Origin of the sequence: Limnobacter sp. 130 (assembly GCF_902506325.1) — a bacterium.
Lineage (GTDB): Bacteria > Pseudomonadota > Gammaproteobacteria > Burkholderiales > Burkholderiaceae_B > Limnobacter.
Genome location: NZ_LR732328.1, coordinates 892,775 through 908,606, shown reverse-complemented (window position 1 = coordinate 908,606; position 15,832 = coordinate 892,775). Strand labels below are relative to the sequence as shown.

At 51.9% G+C, this 15,832-nt stretch carries 14 protein-coding genes and 1 tRNA gene; 13 read left to right on the top strand and 2 right to left on the bottom strand.

Annotation, left to right across the window (positions count from 1 at the left end; genetic code table 11):
- Positions 1-50: 50 nt before the first annotated feature.
- From ispD to FRIGORI9N_RS04300, 5 genes are read left to right on the top strand one after another with little or no spacing between them, the layout of a single operon-like run.
- Positions 51-782, top strand: a complete 732-nt coding sequence (ispD, locus tag FRIGORI9N_RS04320; RefSeq protein WP_159568638.1) for a 2-C-methyl-D-erythritol 4-phosphate cytidylyltransferase — start codon at positions 51-53, stop codon at positions 780-782.
- Positions 779-1,273, top strand: a complete 495-nt coding sequence (gene ispF / locus FRIGORI9N_RS04315; protein ID WP_159568637.1) for a 2-C-methyl-D-erythritol 2,4-cyclodiphosphate synthase — start codon at positions 779-781, stop codon at positions 1,271-1,273. The genes ispD and ispF overlap by 4 nt, the downstream gene beginning before the upstream one ends.
- Positions 1,273-1,974 (top strand): tRNA (adenosine(37)-N6)-threonylcarbamoyltransferase complex dimerization subunit type 1 TsaB, encoded by a 702-nt coding sequence (tsaB, locus tag FRIGORI9N_RS04310; protein WP_159568636.1) that lies wholly within the window; start codon positions 1,273-1,275, stop codon positions 1,972-1,974. The genes ispF and tsaB overlap by 1 nt, the downstream gene beginning before the upstream one ends.
- Positions 1,961-2,422, top strand: a complete 462-nt coding sequence (gene rimI / locus FRIGORI9N_RS04305; protein ID WP_159568635.1) for a ribosomal protein S18-alanine N-acetyltransferase — start codon at positions 1,961-1,963, stop codon at positions 2,420-2,422. Before tsaB ends, rimI begins: the two co-directional genes overlap by 14 nt.
- Positions 2,419-3,111, top strand: a complete 693-nt coding sequence (locus FRIGORI9N_RS04300; RefSeq protein WP_159568634.1) for a uracil-DNA glycosylase — start codon at positions 2,419-2,421, stop codon at positions 3,109-3,111. The genes rimI and FRIGORI9N_RS04300 overlap by 4 nt, the downstream gene beginning before the upstream one ends.
- 11 nt (positions 3,112-3,122) lie before the next feature.
- Here FRIGORI9N_RS04300 and lplT read toward each other — a convergent pair whose 3' ends face one another.
- On the bottom strand, positions 3,123-4,400 hold the full coding sequence (gene lplT / locus FRIGORI9N_RS04295) for a lysophospholipid transporter LplT (protein WP_159568633.1): 1,278 nt from the start codon (positions 4,398-4,400) through the stop codon (positions 3,123-3,125).
- Positions 4,401-4,559: 159 nt separating this feature from the next.
- Here lplT and alr point away from each other — a divergent pair, with 159 nt between their 5' ends.
- The 4 genes from alr to FRIGORI9N_RS04275 all read left to right on the top strand — a co-directional run bounded on the left by alr (position 4,560) and on the right by FRIGORI9N_RS04275 (position 11,310).
- Complete coding sequence (gene alr / locus FRIGORI9N_RS04290) at positions 4,560-5,657, top strand: alanine racemase (RefSeq protein ID WP_159568632.1); 1,098 nt, start codon at positions 4,560-4,562, stop codon at positions 5,655-5,657.
- Between the two features lie 21 nt (positions 5,658-5,678).
- Positions 5,679-7,061, top strand: a complete 1,383-nt coding sequence (radA, locus tag FRIGORI9N_RS04285) for a DNA repair protein RadA (RefSeq protein ID WP_159568631.1) — start codon at positions 5,679-5,681, stop codon at positions 7,059-7,061.
- Positions 7,062-7,135: 74 nt separating this feature from the next.
- Complete coding sequence (locus tag FRIGORI9N_RS04280) at positions 7,136-8,236, top strand: efflux RND transporter periplasmic adaptor subunit (protein ID WP_159568630.1); 1,101 nt, start codon at positions 7,136-7,138, stop codon at positions 8,234-8,236.
- Positions 8,233-11,310: an efflux RND transporter permease subunit gene (locus FRIGORI9N_RS04275; protein WP_159568629.1), complete on the top strand. Its 3,078-nt coding sequence runs from the start codon at positions 8,233-8,235 to the stop codon at positions 11,308-11,310. The genes FRIGORI9N_RS04280 and FRIGORI9N_RS04275 overlap by 4 nt, the downstream gene beginning before the upstream one ends.
- A 14-nt stretch (positions 11,311-11,324) precedes the next feature.
- Here the strand turns inward: FRIGORI9N_RS04275 and FRIGORI9N_RS04270 are convergent, their stop codons facing one another.
- Positions 11,325-12,170, bottom strand: a complete 846-nt coding sequence (locus FRIGORI9N_RS04270) for a squalene/phytoene synthase family protein (RefSeq protein WP_159568628.1) — start codon at positions 12,168-12,170, stop codon at positions 11,325-11,327.
- An 87-nt stretch (positions 12,171-12,257) separates the two neighbouring features.
- Here FRIGORI9N_RS04270 and FRIGORI9N_RS04265 point away from each other — a divergent pair.
- The 4 genes from FRIGORI9N_RS04265 (at position 12,258) to clpX (ending at position 15,818) form a co-directional block, all read left to right on the top strand.
- Positions 12,258-12,342: transfer RNA gene (locus tag FRIGORI9N_RS04265), tRNA-Leu, on the top strand.
- A gap of 166 nt (positions 12,343-12,508) precedes the next feature.
- The gene (gene tig, locus FRIGORI9N_RS04260; protein ID WP_159568627.1) at positions 12,509-13,813 is read left to right on the top strand and encodes a trigger factor; all 1,305 of its coding nucleotides are present in this window, start codon (positions 12,509-12,511) and stop codon (positions 13,811-13,813) included.
- A 21-nt stretch (positions 13,814-13,834) separates the two neighbouring features.
- Positions 13,835-14,482 (top strand): ATP-dependent Clp endopeptidase proteolytic subunit ClpP, encoded by a 648-nt coding sequence (clpP, locus tag FRIGORI9N_RS04255; protein ID WP_159568626.1) that lies wholly within the window; start codon positions 13,835-13,837, stop codon positions 14,480-14,482.
- A 64-nt stretch (positions 14,483-14,546) separates the two neighbouring features.
- On the top strand, positions 14,547-15,818 hold the full coding sequence (gene clpX, locus FRIGORI9N_RS04250; RefSeq protein ID WP_159568625.1) for an ATP-dependent Clp protease ATP-binding subunit ClpX: 1,272 nt from the start codon (positions 14,547-14,549) through the stop codon (positions 15,816-15,818).
- The last annotated feature ends 14 nt before the right edge of the window (positions 15,819-15,832 follow it).

Here is a 15,832-nt window from a genome sequence, read left to right as displayed (position 1 = left end):
TCAAGGCCCGTATTATACGGCGGCAAGTGCCCGCATAGGAACAGGCTTTCATGGCAAGAACTGCCAGGTTTTTTGGATTGGTGCCTGCTGGTGGCGCGGGGAATCGCTTTGGCGGAAATATCCCCAAGCAATACGCCATGCTGGGCGCAAAAACAGTGCTCGAGCGCAGTGTGTCGGCCTTGTTGGCTGATCCACGCGTGGAAAAGGTATTTGTGGTGGTGGCTCGGGATGATTCGGCAGCCCAGGACTTGTTTGCCGGGCATGCCAATGTGAAGTGCCTTCCGGTAGGGGGGCAAGAGCGAGTCAATAGCGTATTGAATGGCTTGAATCATTTGCTGGCGAACTTCCTTGTCGCTGAAACCGATTGGGTTTTGGTGCACGACGCTGCTCGCCCCGGTTTAAGCGCAGCTGCCTTGAAAAGATTAATCGATGAAGGCAGTGAGCACATTGCAGGGGCCTTGCTGGCGTTGCCTGTGGCCGACACCTTGAAAAAAACCAGTGTGGCTGAGGGGGGCGAGGTGATCGCCCAGACCACGGTGCCCCGAGACCAATTGTGGGCTGCGCAAACGCCGCAAATGTTTCGGGCACAGGCTCTTGCCATGGCCATTTCCGAGTGTGTGTACAAAGGTGCCAAACTGACCGACGATGCCAGTGCAATCGAAACCCTTGGAATTGGTCCCCTGATTGTGCCTGGGCATATTGAGAATATGAAAATTACCCAAGCTGACGATTTGCAGGTTGTGGCCAGGTTGCTGAACTTGCAACAGGAGGACTCTGAATGAGTGAAATTAATCGCCTGCGGGTGGGGCAGGGTTACGACGTTCACCGCTTGGTCGAAGGACGCAAGTTGATTTTGGGTGGAGTGCACATTCCTTCCGAGCTCGGCTTGTCAGGCCATTCCGATGCAGACGCCTTGTTGCATGCAATTACCGACGCAATTTTGGGTGCCTGCGCTTTGGGTGATATCGGCACTCATTTTTCTGACACCGATCCCCAGTTTGAAGGTGCAAACAGTGGTGTGCTGTTGAAGAAAGTGATCGATCAAGCGAATTCCAAAGGCTTCTCGCTGATCAACATTGATTCCACCCTGATTTGTCAGAGCCCAAAACTTGCGCCGCACATGGCGGCCATGCATGAAAGCTTGAGCGGCCTTTGTGGTTTGCCACTGGATGCCGTCAATATCAAAGCCAAGACCAATGAGAAGTTGGGTTATCTGGGACGAAAAGAAGCCATCGAAGCTCAGGCTGTGGTCTTGATGGTAAAGGGCCGTTGATGACGTCTCGTTTTCTATTGGCAATCAGCACCAGTTCGGGCGTGGCCAGGGTGGCCGCCGCTGCAGAACCCTTAAGTCCACTTGATTTGGCAGGTGAGTTGTTCAGCTTTGAAATCACCGATTACAAAAGCCAGTCAGCCCAGCTGTTGCCGCTGATCCAGGCGCATTTTCAAAAAGTGGGCTTGAAGTCGACCGAATGTGTCGCCATTGCGGTAGATATTGGCCCTGGTGGATTTACCAGCTTGCGAACAGCTTGTGGTGTTGCTCAAGGTTTGGCCGTGGCGTGGAAAGTGCCCACCGTGCCGCTGAGCAGTTTTGAATGCATGTTGCCCTTACCCATGCCAACCAGGCCTGTAACGGTGCTAATGGATGCGCGTTTGAATGAAATTTATGCCGCAACCCTTGAACGTCTGCCGTGCGGCACGCAGTGGGTGCAGCCGCCGCATTTGTTGCCGATCTCGATATTGCAAACATTAGAAGGCGAGGTCGTTTGCGATTCGCAATTGTTTGCGCAAATTACGTTGGCAAGCGACAGCGTGAAACAGGGCGAGGTGTCTGCAGTGCGCTTGGGGCAATTGGCATGGCAAGAATTTGCGGCGGGGCGGGTTGCTGGGGCAATCGATTGCCAACCTTTGTACGTTCGCGACAAGGTTGCGCAAACCACCACTGAACGATTGGCGTTGAAGCATGGCGTTATTTAGTATTCGACCCATGACGGAGGCTGACGTGCCTGCTGTAATTCTGGTTGAAAACCACATTTACGAATTTCCGTGGACTGACCGTAATTTTCTCGATTCCTTGCGGGCGGGATATCACATGCATTGCATGTGGCTCAACGAGGAGCTGGCTGGTTACATCGTGATGATGCATGTGGTTGATGAGTATCACTTGCTCAATATTTCCATTCGTGCTGACCTGCAAGGTTTGGGACACGGCAAACATTTGTTGCAGTGGGGCATTGGTCAGGCCAAACTGGCCAGTGCAACAGGCATGTTGCTGGAAGTTCGGCCCAGCAATGTCGCTGCAAAAAATCTCTATGAGAAACAAGGGTTCAAGTTGATTGGTGCACGCAAAAATTATTACCCGTCTCAACTGGGGCGAGAAGACGCCCTCGTGATGTTCAAACGATTTACAGGCATGCTGGAATGACAAACGCACGTACCAAGGCCAGCCTGTTCAATGCAATGGGCTTGGGCCCGGTTTGGGAATTGAAAGCAAACGAGACTCCGCAGGTGCAGGTTCCGGCTATTCCTGCGCAAGGTGTGCATCAGGAGCTGCCCTCGCTGAAGTCATTGCAAAACACGGTTGCCAATTGCAAGAAATGCAGCTTGTGTGAAACACGCAAGCAAACGGTGTTTGCTGATGGCATTGCGCATGCACCTTTAATGGTCGTGGGAGAAGCCCCTGGCATTGACGAGGACGCTGTGGGTTTGCCTTTTGTAGGCAGGGCAGGGCAATTGCTTGACCGCATGCTGGCAGCAATCTCGGTGAGTCGTGCAAACAATGTGTACATCGCCAATGTGTTGAAGTGTCACCCACCTGGCAACCGAAATCCCGAGTCGGCTGAAATTGCAGAATGTTCGCCTTACCTGGTGGAGCAAATCAAGGCCAATGATCCAAAAGTATTGTTGTTGGTGGGGCGTTTTGCGATTCAAACCTTGCTGAACAGCAAAAAACCAGTGGGCGAACTTCGTGGTCAGGTTCATCGAGTGACCCTGGACGGGCTCGATATTCCAGCGGTGGTGACTTACCACCCGGCGTATCTCTTGCGCAGGCCCGAAGAAAAATCGAAGGTGTGGGACGATTTGTTGTTATTGAAACAACAGGGCATTATTTAATTCGCGGTTTATTATTGTGGCATGCCCACAGGGCGGTCTTCGCCAATGCGTGCTTCAACATTGAACAGCCGTTGGTTTCGGCGATGCCAAAGAATCACCATCATCATGGTGGCCATTACAAACCCGCCGAACATTAAAATCACATTGTTCACATGCACGTCAAAGCTGATCAAAATGGCGTAAATGCCAAGCATGGTCAGTACGGAAATATTTTCGTTGAAGTTTTGAATTGCAATGGAGCGACCCGCGCTCATCAGCACATGGCCGCGGTGTTGAAGCAGAGCGTTCATGGGCACCACGAAAAAGCCGCTAAGCGCGCCGATCACTGTAATCAGCAGGTAGGCCATGCTTTGGTTGTTTACCAAAACCATGGTCATGCAAACAATACCCATCAAAATACCCATGGGTAGTACCACCATGGATTTTTTCAAGGGAATCAGTTTGGCGGCTGCCACAGCACCCGCCGCTACACCAAAAGCACAAACACCCTGCAGAATCGCACCTTTGTCCAAGGGCAATCCCAAAGCACTTTCAGCCCACTTCAAAACGATGAACTGCAGTGTGGCCCCAGCACCCCAAAACAGCGTGGTGACCGCCAATGAAATTTGTCCAAGTTTGTCGCCCCACAACTGCTTTACACAGCCGTAAAACTTGCGAGTCATGATAATGGGGTGGTTGAGTTGGGGCTCGTAACGTGCGCCCGTGTCTGGGATCTTGAAATTGAAAATGGCCGCAATCAGGTAGCCAGAAGTGATCACGAAAATCGCTGCTTCGGCGGGCGTGTCCATATTGTCGGTGACGCCCGGAATATGAAGTTGCATCAAATACTGGCTTGTGCCCGGCGCAATCAAAATACCCCCGAGTACGGTGCCAAGAATAATGGACAACACCGTGAGTCCTTCGATCCAGCCGTTGGCCTCTACCAAACGCTCGTGTGGCAGCAACTCGGTCAAAATGCCGTACTTGGCGGGCGAGTATGCCGCGGCGCCCAAGCCCACCACTGCGTATGACAGCAGGGGATGCACACCAAAGAACATCATCAGGCAGCCCACAATTTTGATGGAATTCGTGATCAACATGACCCGCCCCTTGGGCAGAGTGTCTGCGAACCCGCCGACAAACGGCGCCAGAACCACATATGAAACCACGAAGAACAGTTTCAGCAATGGGGTCATCCAGTCAGGCGACTGAATTTGAAACAGCAATGCAATTGCTGCAATCAAGAGTGCGTTGTCTGCTAGCGACGAGAAAAACTGCGCCGCCATGATGGTGTAAAAGCCGGGTTTCATTCAACTTTGAATTGAGCGAAATCCATTTAGTGCGATTTCGCCGTTTCGCTACTCGTTCAACGGTGTTGAGGCGTTATATCATATCCAGATGCTTCACGTATTAAGCAATGCCTTTTTTACGAAGTTCGAGCCTACCCTTAAATCATCATTAGCCAGTCCATGCCACGACCCATACGTGCGGTGGTTAACCCTGCCGCCATCTCAGCCAATGTCAATAGAATCAAGGAATTGCTGGGCAATACCTTGGTAATGTCCGTGGTGAAAGCCAACGGTTATGGGCATGGTCTGGAAAGAATTATCGATGGACTGCAGTATTCAGATGCTTTGGCCATTTTAGAAATTGAGGGGGCAGCACGCTTGCGCAGTTTGGGCTGGAACAAGCCGATTGTGTTGCTTGAAGGTTGTTTTGATCAGGCCGATTTGCTCAAAGCCATCGAATTGCGCTGTGACTGGGTTGTTCACAATCAAGACCAGTTGAATGATTTGGCAGGTTTGGCACCACAACTGTTTTTCCACAAACCCCGTATTTTTCTGAAGTTGAACACCGGAATGAACCGACTGGGCTTTCAGCCAGAGTCCGCCGCCGCAGCTATTTGCTGGCTGGATGAGTTCACCTTGAAGCACAACTGGCCAACCCCTGTCTTGATGACTCACTTTGCCAATGCAGATGAAGCCGAGCCCAGGGCTCGACTGCCTTTTGCTCAAGATCAACATCAAACCCTGATGCGCTTGAAGCCTGTACGTTGGCAAAGCAGTTTGGGAAACTCGGCTGGTAGTCTTAATTTTCCGGCTTTGGCGGGTGATATTGCACGCCCAGGTATCGCAATTTATGGCGCAACACCTGGTCCGAATGCCGCTGCCAATTATGGATTAAAGCCCGCCATGGTTTTCACCAGCGAAATCATTGCCATTCAACCCATTAAAAAAGGCGATACCGTGGGCTATGGCTCCCGGTGGCAGGCTGCCGAAAATGGCCGTGTGGCTGTGGTGGCCTGCGGTTATGCTGATGGTTATCCACGCCATGCGCCCGATGGCACGCCCACGTATGTCGAGGGGCAGGTGGCGCCTGTGGTCGGTCGAGTGTCCATGGACATGATGACCATTGACGTTAGCCACATTCCGAATGCCAATGTTGGCAGCACAGTGGAGTTGTGGGGCGAGCATATTCCGGTGGATGTGGTGGCCGATCGGTGTGGCACCATTGGTTATGAACTGCTGTGTGCAATTGCGCCCCGCGTGCCATTTTTTAAAGTCTAGCTGTTAAAGGGACATGCCGTTTTGGCCAAGAGCAAAAGTCAGTATCAATGCACAGAGTGCGGCGCCGTATTTGCCAAATGGCAAGGTCAGTGTACCGATTGCAGCAGTTGGAATACATTGGTTGAGTCTGTGGTAAGTACTGCCGCGCCAACCAGGCACAGCCGTTTCGCGGCATTGGCCGCGCAAAGCAGTAGCGTTATCAAGCTTTCAGAGATTCAAGCGCAAGACCACCCACGTTTCAGCAGTGGTGTGCCCGAGTTTGACCGTGTGCTGGGCGGCGGAATGGTGCCGGGCATGGTGGTATTACTGGGCGGCGATCCAGGAATTGGTAAATCTACTTTGCTGTTGCAGTCAATGGTCACTTTGGCCAAAACAACATCGGCTTTGTATGTAAGCGGTGAAGAATCGGCTGGGCAAATTGCCTTGCGGGCGCAACGCCTGGGGCTGGAACACACCAACTTGAATGTGTTGACTGAAATTCAGCTTGAGCAAATTGTGGCTCAGCTTGAAACACACAAACCCCAGGTTCTGGTGATCGACTCCATTCAAACCCTGTACACCAGCGAGCTAAGTGCTGCGCCGGGCTCGGTAAGTCAGGTGCGCGAATGTGCAAGCCAGTTAACCCGACTTGCCAAGGCTTTGGGTATCACCACCATTTTGGTGGGTCACGTTACCAAAGAAGGCACGCTGGCTGGTCCGCGTGTTTTAGAGCACATTGTTGACACGGTGCTTTACTTTGAAGGCGACTCGCAGTCCTCATTCCGCTTGGTGCGCGCATTCAAGAATCGATTCGGTGCAGTCAATGAGTTGGGCGTGTTCGCCATGACCGATCGTGGATTGAAAGGCGTGAACAATCCATCCGCGCTATTTTTGTCGCAAACCGCCGAATGGGTGGCTGGTTCCTGTGTCATGTGCACTCAAGAGGGCGCGCGACCATTGCTGGTTGAAATTCAGGCTTTGGTCGATTCCTCTCATTCGCCTTCACCGCGCAGGTTGTCGGTTGGCCTAGAGCAGAATCGCTTGGCCATGTTGCTGGCGGTGATGCACCGCCACGCAGGTTTGCAGTTTTTTGATCAGGACATTTTTATCAATGCTGTGGGCGGCGTGCGAATTTCAGAACCTGCTGCCGACCTGGCCATTGTGTTGGCCATGGTGTCGTCCTTGCGGAATAAACGCCTGCCCAAAGAATTGGTCGTGTTTGGTGAAATTGGCCTGTCGGGTGAGCTGCGCCCAGCCCCGCGTGGGCAGGAAAGATTGCGCGAAGCAGCCAAGCTTGGTTTTACTCATGCCATTGTGCCGGCCAGCAATGCACCGAAACAGCCCATCGATGGCATTGAAGTGATTGGTGTTGACCGAGTCGAAAAAGCGTTGGCTGCCCTGAGAGACAAGCTGGATTGTTTTTGACCCTGTTTTGACTTGGCGTTTGATTACAACGACAATTGCGCAGATAACAATAAATTCACTCTGTTGAGCGATCCATGTCCCAAAGCCGTTTGTTCTCGCCTGTTGTATGGGCCGCCGTTGGCTCGCTGCTGCTTGCCGCCTGTTCCCGTCCTGAAATAGACACTTCCGAAGTGATTCGGCCTGTGCGCGTCCTGGCACTTCAAGCGGCCGGAAGTACCTTTGAAGAAAGTTTTCCTGGTCAAATTGAGCCTCGTATTCAAGCACGGCTGAGTTTTCAGGTGGGTGGTAAATTGACCGCACGCCTTGTCGATGTGGGGGACAAAGTAAAGAAAGGCCAGGTGCTTGCCAAGATTGACCCCCAAGACTTAAGCCTTGCCTTGCAGGCTGCGCAAGCGCAGTTTGATGCTGCGGCGACTGAACAGGCTCAGTTGAAAACTGACCTGGAGCGTGCGAAAACCCTGAAACAACAAAACTTTGTCAGCCAGGCCGAAGTGGATCGCCGCCAGTTGGCACTGGATGCCGCCAGTAGCCGTCTAAGCCAGGCACGCGCTCAATTGAGCACGCAGGCCAATCAACGCCAATATGGCGACTTGCGCGCTCCAGGCAGTGGTGTGATTTCCAGTGTGTACGCCGAAGTGGGGCAGGTAATGGCGCCCGGACAGGCTGTGGTGCAATGGGCTGATGAAAACGAAGTGCAGGTCAGCATGGCGGTACCCGAAAGCAGGGTTAGCGATCTTAAACCGGGGCAGGAAGCACGTGTTTTGCTGTGGTCTGGCAAACAAGCCTTAAATGCAAAAGTCCGGGAAGTTTCACCGGTGGCCGATCCGGTCACACGCACTTTTGCTGTGTTACTGGACGTCGATGACCCATTAAAACTCTCGCGCTTTGGAATGAGTGCCACCGTGGAGTTCACTACAGAGAGCAAATCCAATGCTTTCAAGTTACCGATTTCGGCCTTGGTGGCAGAACACACAGGTGCCTTTGTGTGGGTATTCGACGAACAGCAAGGTGTGGTCAACAAAAGAGTCGTCCAGCCTTACGCTGTGTCTGAAAGCGACTTTCTGGTGAAAGAAGGGTTAAACAACGGCGACTTGATTGTCACTGCGGGTACGCATGTTCTGAACGAAGGCCAAAAGGTTCGCCGCTTCGTCGAAACCAGCGATCTTTCCAAATGAGAAAAATCAACCTTTCGCGTTGGGCGCTTGAAAACCAGCCTTTGGTTCGCTACCTCCTGGCTGTGTTTGTCTTTGCAGGTGTGGCCGCGTTCTTTTCTTTGGGTCAGGAAGAAGATCCGCCCTTTGTTTTTCGTGGCATGGTGGTGCGAGCCTACTGGCCAGGTGCCACAGCCATGCAAATGGGGCAACAGGTTGCCGATCCCATCGAAAAGGTGATTCAGGAAATTCCCTACGCGTACAAAATCCGGTCATATTCCAAGCCGGGTGAAACTGTGATTTTTCTTCAGCTTGATGACAGCGCACCCCCCAAGCAAGTGGCTGACATTTGGTACACCACGAGAAAGCGGGTCAGCGACATGGCAGGAACTCTGCCGCGCGGTGTGGCAGGGCCATTCTTCAACGACGAGTTTGGTGACACTTTCGGCGTGCTGCTTGCTTTCTCTGCGGATGGGTTCAAGTATGCGGAGTTGAAAGATTTTGTAATACAAGTGCGACAGGAAATGCTGAAGGTCCCCGATGTCGCCAAGGTTCAGTTGTTTGGTGTTCAGCCAGAGAAGGTCTTCATCGACATATCGCATTACAAAATTGCGCAATTGGGGGTTTCTGCGCAAGACATCTTCAATCAAATCAACAGCCAGAATGCTGTGACCTCTCAGGGTGTTTTAAGCCTGGAAAACCAAAAAGTGTGGTCACGTGTTCAGGGGCAGTTTGAATCGATCGAAGACATTGCCAACACCCCGATTCGGGCGGGCAAAAATACACTGTTGCTCAAAGACATTGCCCATGTGCATCGTGGCTATCAAGATCCACCTGTTTCCAAAATGCGCTTCAATGGCAAAGAGGTGATCGGGCTCGGTATCTCCATGGTCAATGGTGGTGACATCATTCGCCTTGGCCAAGAGTTAGAAAAGGTGGAACGACGAATTCTCGCTGAACTTCCAATCGGTATTGAACTACAACGCGTTGCGGATCAACCCAAGTCAGTGAGCACCTCGGTCAGCGAGTTTGTGAAGGTGTTGATTGAAGCAATTGTGATTGTTCTGGCTGTCAGCTTTTTGAGCCTTGGTCTGCACAGCAAACCGTTTCGCATTGATACGCGACCTGGCCTTGTGGTTGGGTTGACCATTCCGTTGGTACTGGCGCTGACTTTCCTGGCCATGTCCTTTTTCAATATCAACCTGCACAAAATTTCCTTGGGCGCGCTGATTATTGCCTTGGGTTTGTTAGTCGACGATGCAATCATCGCAGTTGAAATGATGGTTCGCAAACTGGAAGAGGGCTATTCACGCTTCGATGCAGCCATATTTGCTTATGACTCCACCGCCATTCCTATGCTCACGGGCACGCTGATTACCGCAGCGGGTTTTCTGCCCATTGCTTTGGCTCAATCTGCAGCCGGTGAATACACCTACTCAATTTTTGCGGTGACTGCGATTGCGCTGGTGTTGTCGTGGTTTGTGGCAGTTATTTTTGTGCCCTACATTGGTTATTGGTTGCTGAAGAAGCCCAAGGACGGTGAGGGGCATGCCGAGGTATTTGACACCCCGTTTTACCAGCGATTCCGCCAGTGGATTGAGGTGTGCGTGAATCACCGCTGGATCACGATTGCAGTCACCGTGCTTGCGTTTATCGGGGGCGGGTATTCTTTCAAATTCATTGAACAGCAGTTTTTCCCTGATTCCAACCGCCTGGAGATCATGGTGAATTTGTGGTTGCCCGAGGGAACCGCATTTGAAGAAACAGAAAAACAGGCCATTCGCCTGGAGCAGTGGTTGGCCAATCAACCTGAAGTGCAAGGTTATGCGAGTTTTGTTGGCGACGGGGCACCGCGCTTTTACCTGTCGCTTGATCAAAAGTTTGTGCAAAGTAACCTGGCCGAACTGATCGTGATTCCCAAAACTTTCGAAGACCGTGAGGTACTTCGAGGCAAACTCAAAGAGCACCTGGAAAGTAGTTTTCCCGATATTCGTCCGCGAATTACCTTGTTGCCCAATGGGCCACCCGTGACCTATCCCGTTCAGTTTGTGGTGCAGGGCCCTGATCCGCGCGTGGTGCGTGTGGTGGCCGACAAGGTGAAAGAGGCCGTGGCATCGAGTGAATACACCCGCGGCACGCATGACAACTGGAATGAAAACATCAAGGTCATGAAAGTGGAAGTGGACCAGGCCCGTGCACGGGCCTTGGGAGTCAGCAGCCAAAGCATTGCCGAGTCCTCGCATGTTATTTTGTCGGGCGCCACCATAGGGCAGTACCGTGAAAACAACCGCCTGATCGACATTGTGTTTCGTAACCCCGAGAGCGAGCGCGACACCCTGGCTGAGCTCATGAATGCCAACGTGCCCACGGCAAGTGGCTCGTACGTACCCTTGTCACAGGTGGGCAAGGTCGATATGAGTTTTGAGCCGGGCGTTATCTGGCGTGAGGGTGGGGAATTCGCAATCACCGTGAAGGCAGATGTGGTGTCGGGTATTCAAGGCACCACGGTGGCTTTGGCCATGAACAAAGCCCTTGACCCCTTGCGTGCAGAGCTGCCACTTGGGGTGGGTGTGAAGCTGGATGGTCTGGCTGCCGATTCTGGCAAAGCCCAGCAGTCGATCATGGCCAGCGTGCCATTGATGCTGTTTATCGTACTTACCTTGCTGATGCTGCAGCTCAAGAGCTTCGGCAGAACCTTGCTGGTCTATTTCACTGGCCCACTGGGTATTATTGGTGCGGCTTTGGCTTTGATCATTACCGCACGCCCGTTTGGATTTGTGGCACAACTGGGTGTCATTGCCCTGTTTGGCATGATTATTCGAAATTCGGTGATCTTGGTAGACCAAATCGAACAAGACAGGGCAGCAGGCGTTGATCCGTTCGAGGCCATCATCGGTTCAACCATTCGGCGTTCGCGTCCAATTTTATTGACAGCAGCCGCCGCCGTGCTAGCCATGATCCCGTTGATGCGTTCCCAGTTTTGGGGGCCCATGGCCGTGGCCATCATGGGGGGCCTAATCGTTGCCACCTTGTTAACTCTGTTTTTCTTGCCGGCGCTTTATGCCGCAGCGTATCGGATACGCAAGCCAAGGTTGTGACCTGAGTAAATTCCTCACCACCTCAGCACTTGTGTGGTCCACGCGGTGCTGAATTTCTTGAAAGGGGTGATGATTTTTTGTTCGGTTAACATTTTGTTGCCTGCCGCCTCATGCACCTTCAGTTCTGCAACGCGCATTCTGAACAACGCCCGCAGTGGCCTGGCAAACAGGCGTTGGTCTGCCGGCATGGTTTTCCAGGCACCGTTGGCTTTCTCAAGCAAATGTTCGCCCACTTGCTGAAACAAAGACCTGGTGGCCTCACTGTGCTCCCTGCGTTTAAGTTGTTCGGCAGTTACGCCATGCTGGGCCAGCACATCAACTGGCAGTGGTTGAAACCCTTGGTCCAGGTACTTGGCCAGCCGAAGAAGCTGACACAGCTGGGTGGCGGTGGTCCAGAATTCCAGCAATTCAGTGCAATCTGTGTCGGAATCTGTAAAACGGGCTTGAATCACCTTGCCCCACGGTTTGGTCTCTTGCAGAACATCGTTGTGCCAATCCGCCAAACTGTTGTAGCGCTTGGGCTCGCAACCACTGGCCACGCTGTTGATCAATTCTCCCCAATGCTCAGGGGGTATTTTTGCAATCACTGGTTTTGAAATGGCCGTGATAACAGGGTGGGGGTTGCTGTTTTCTACCGCGTTGGCCAAGGCGTTTTGCCACCAGCCCAGTTTGACCTGTGTCAGGCCAGCCTCAAGCTGTTTCAGGCAAGCCTGGCGTAATTCGTGGTTCAGCGTAAAGCAGCCCAGCCAAAACGCTTTGAATTCATCGGTTTGAAACAGCGTTGCATAGTGCAGGGAGGCAGTTTCTCCACTCACTTTCTCGCGGCAGTAAGCAAGCGGATTTTCAAGAGATACAGCCATATCACCTTCTAAATGGGGGTAATGCAGTCAATAAATGACATTGTAAGGGCTTAAAAGTTAAAATCGGGCTATAATGCGCGCCTACATGCGGATGTGGCGAAATTGGTAGACGCACCAGATTTAGGTTCTGGCGTAGCAATACGTGAAGGTTCGAGTCCTTTCATCCGCACCACCCCTCTTGTGCCCCGGGTATATCGCTTCTGGGGCGGTCCAGTTTTACCAAGCCCCCGCCAAAGCAGCTTCATACTTGTGTAAGATATCGGCAATTGTAGAGCCTTTACGCCCATTAACCATCCCCTTGGCCAACCTCGCCAGGGCAACTAGTTCAAGAGTTCCAAATGACTGAAACAACCACCACTGCCAGCTCACTCGAGAAAACCATTTCCTTGAAGCTGTCGGTTGAAAAAATCAATGCTGAAGTTGAAAAGCGCCTGAAAAAGGTGGCTCGCACAGCTCGCATGCCCGGTTTTCGCCCAGGTAAAGTGCCCATGAAAATGGTGGTACAGAACTACGGCCCTCAAGTACATTCCGAAGTGTTGAGCGACGAAATCGGCCGCACATTCAGCGAAGAAGTTCAAAAGCAGGATCTGCGAGTGGCTGGTCAGCCCCGTATTGAAGCCGCCAAGGACGCTGCTGATGACGCATTCGAATTCAATGCGATTTTCGAGGTGTTCCCTGAAGTGAAGTTTGGCGACTTTGCCACGCTTGAAATCGAGAAAACAGTGGTTGAGGTTTCTGACTCTGAAGTGGACAAAACCATTGAAATTTTGCGCAAGCAGCGCGCAAACTTTGCCGAGGCCGATCGTGGCTCAGCAGAAGAAGACAAAGTAACTCTGGATTTCGTTGGCAAAATTGACGACGTACCCTTTGATGGTGGTACCGCCGAAGACTTCTCGTTTGTCATTGGCAAGGGCCAAATGCTGCCTGAATTCGAAGCCGCAGCAAAAGGCTTGAAAAAAGGCGAAGAGAAAACTTTTGATCTGGCATTCCCCGAGGATTACCACGGTAAAGATGTCGCTGGCAAAACTGCCCAGTTCACAATCACAATCAAGAAAGTTGAAGGTCCACAGTTGCCCGAACTGAACGAAGAGTTCGCCAAGGCCATGGGCATTGCCGACGGTTCACTGGAAAAGCTTCGTGACGATGTTCGGGTTAATTTGAGCCGCGAAGTCAGCAATCGCACCAAGGCACAAACCAAAGAAGCGGTGATGAACGCCTTGTTGAAAGTGACTGAATTCGACGTGCCCAAGGCCCTGATTCAATCTGAAACAACTGAACTGGCCTCTCGCGCCCGCCAGGACCTGAAAGCCCGCGGCATGCAGAATGTTGAAGAAATCCAGTTGCCGGAAGACATTTTTGCTGCACAAGCCGAGCGTCGCGTTCGCTTGGGTCTGATCGTTTCAGACTTGGTGAAAGACAACAGCTTGCAAGCCAAACCCGAGCAAGTGCGTGCCTTCATTGAAGAGCAGGCTCAAAGTTATGAAAACCCCGCTGAAGTGATGCAGTGGTATTTTCAAGACCGCGCCCGTTTGGCGGATGTAGAAGCGGTTATTCTGGAAGACAATGTGGTTGAATTCGCTTTGAACAAATCCAAAGTGGTTGAAAAGAAATTGTCCTTTGACGAACTGATGGGAAATAAATAAATGATGTGGAACCCTCGCTCTATGACTAACAACATGAACAATTCTGGTGCGCTTGAAACCCAAGGCAATATGTATGTGCCCATGGTGATTGAGCAAAGTGGTCGGGGCGAGCGGGCCTATGACATTTATTCGCGCTTGCTCAAGGAGCGTGTCATTTTCCTGGTTGGTCCAATCAACGACCAAATGGCCAACGTAATCGTGGCCCAAATGCTGTTCCTCGAGAGCGAAAACCCGGACAAAGACATCGCCTTGTACATCAACAGCCCTGGTGGATCTGTGTCTGCGGGTATGGCCATTTATGACACCATGCAGTTCATCAAGCCCGATGTGTCTACATTGTGCACAGGCTTGGCTGCCAGCATGGGTGCCTTCCTGTTGTCCTCTGGCACCAAAGGCAAGCGTTTTTCCTTGCCCAACAGCCGCATCATGATTCACCAGCCTTTGGGTGGTGTTCAGGGGCAGGCATCCGACATTGAAATTCACGCCAAGGAAATCTTGTATTTGCGTGAAAAATTGAACGGAATACTGGCTGAGAACACAGGTAAGTCAATTGAAGAGATTGCACGAGACACAGATCGTGATAACTTTATGGGTGCAGACTCTGCAAAAGAGTACGGCTTGATTGACGACGTGTTGAAGCACCGTGTGTCACCGGCCGACAAGAAGTAACTGCAGTAACATTAAACCTGGATTTCTTGATTGCCCCCACGGGGGGCTTTCCAGAGGATAAAAGATGTCAGAAAAGAAAGGCTCCAGCGAAAAGCTGCTGTATTGCTCCTTCTGCGGCAAAAGCCAGCATGAGGTGAAGAAATTGATCGCAGGGCCCTCTGTGTTCATCTGTGATGAATGCATTGAGTTGTGCAACGACATTATTCGCGACGAAGCAGCCGAAGCCACTGCCACAGGTGGTGGCGACAAACTGCCCACTCCCCAGGAAATTCGTTCAATTCTTGATCAATATGTAATCGGTCAAGACAAAGCCAAGCGCGTGTTGGCTGTAGCGGTATACAACCACTACAAGCGCTTGCGCCACATGAGCAAGAAAGACGACATTGAGTTGACGAAAAGTAATATTTTGCTGGTCGGCCCCACGGGCTCTGGCAAAACATTGCTGGCGCAAACCCTGGCCCGTTTGTTGAATGTGCCATTTGTGATCGCCGATGCAACCACGCTGACCGAAGCGGGTTACGTGGGTGAAGACGTCGAAAACATCATTCAGAAGCTGCTGCAAAGCTGCAACTATGAAGTTGAGAAAGCGCAGCGCGGCATTGTCTACATCGACGAAATCGACAAAATTTCCCGCAAGTCCGACAACCCGTCCATCACGCGCGACGTGTCGGGCGAGGGCGTTCAACAGGCCTTGTTGAAGTTGATCGAAGGCACCGTGGCATCCGTTCCTCCACAGGGCGGTCGCAAACACCCCAATCAAGACTTTGTTCAAATTGACACAACCAACGTGCTTTTCATTGTGGGCGGCGCGTTTGAGGGTCTGGACAAGGTGATTCGCAATCGTTCCGAGCGCTCCGGCATTGGCTTTGGTGCCACCGTGAAAAGCAAGGAAGAGGGTAACGTTGGTACCCTGCTGGCAGAAGTCGAGCCAGAAGACTTGATCAAATTCGGTATCATCCCCGAGTTGGTGGGCCGTTTGCCGGTGATTGCAACGCTCGAAGAGCTCGATGAGCCAGCACTGATCGAGATTTTGACAAAACCCAAGAATGCCATGGTCAAGCAATTCGAGAAGTTGCTTGAAATGGACGGAGCGGAACTTGAAGTTCGTCCATCGGCCTTGAGTGCAATCGCCAAAAAAGCGATTCAGCGCAAGACCGGCGCGCGCGGTTTGAGAACCATTCTTGAGCAGGCTTTGCTGGGTATCATGTACGACCTCCCTGGTGATACCAATGTCAAGAAAGTGGTGATTGATGAAAACACAATCAATGGTGTTGGCCAGCCTTTGTTGATCTACGAAGACCAACCCAAAGTAGCCAGCAGCAAAGACAAATCCTGATGCAGCAAACCAGA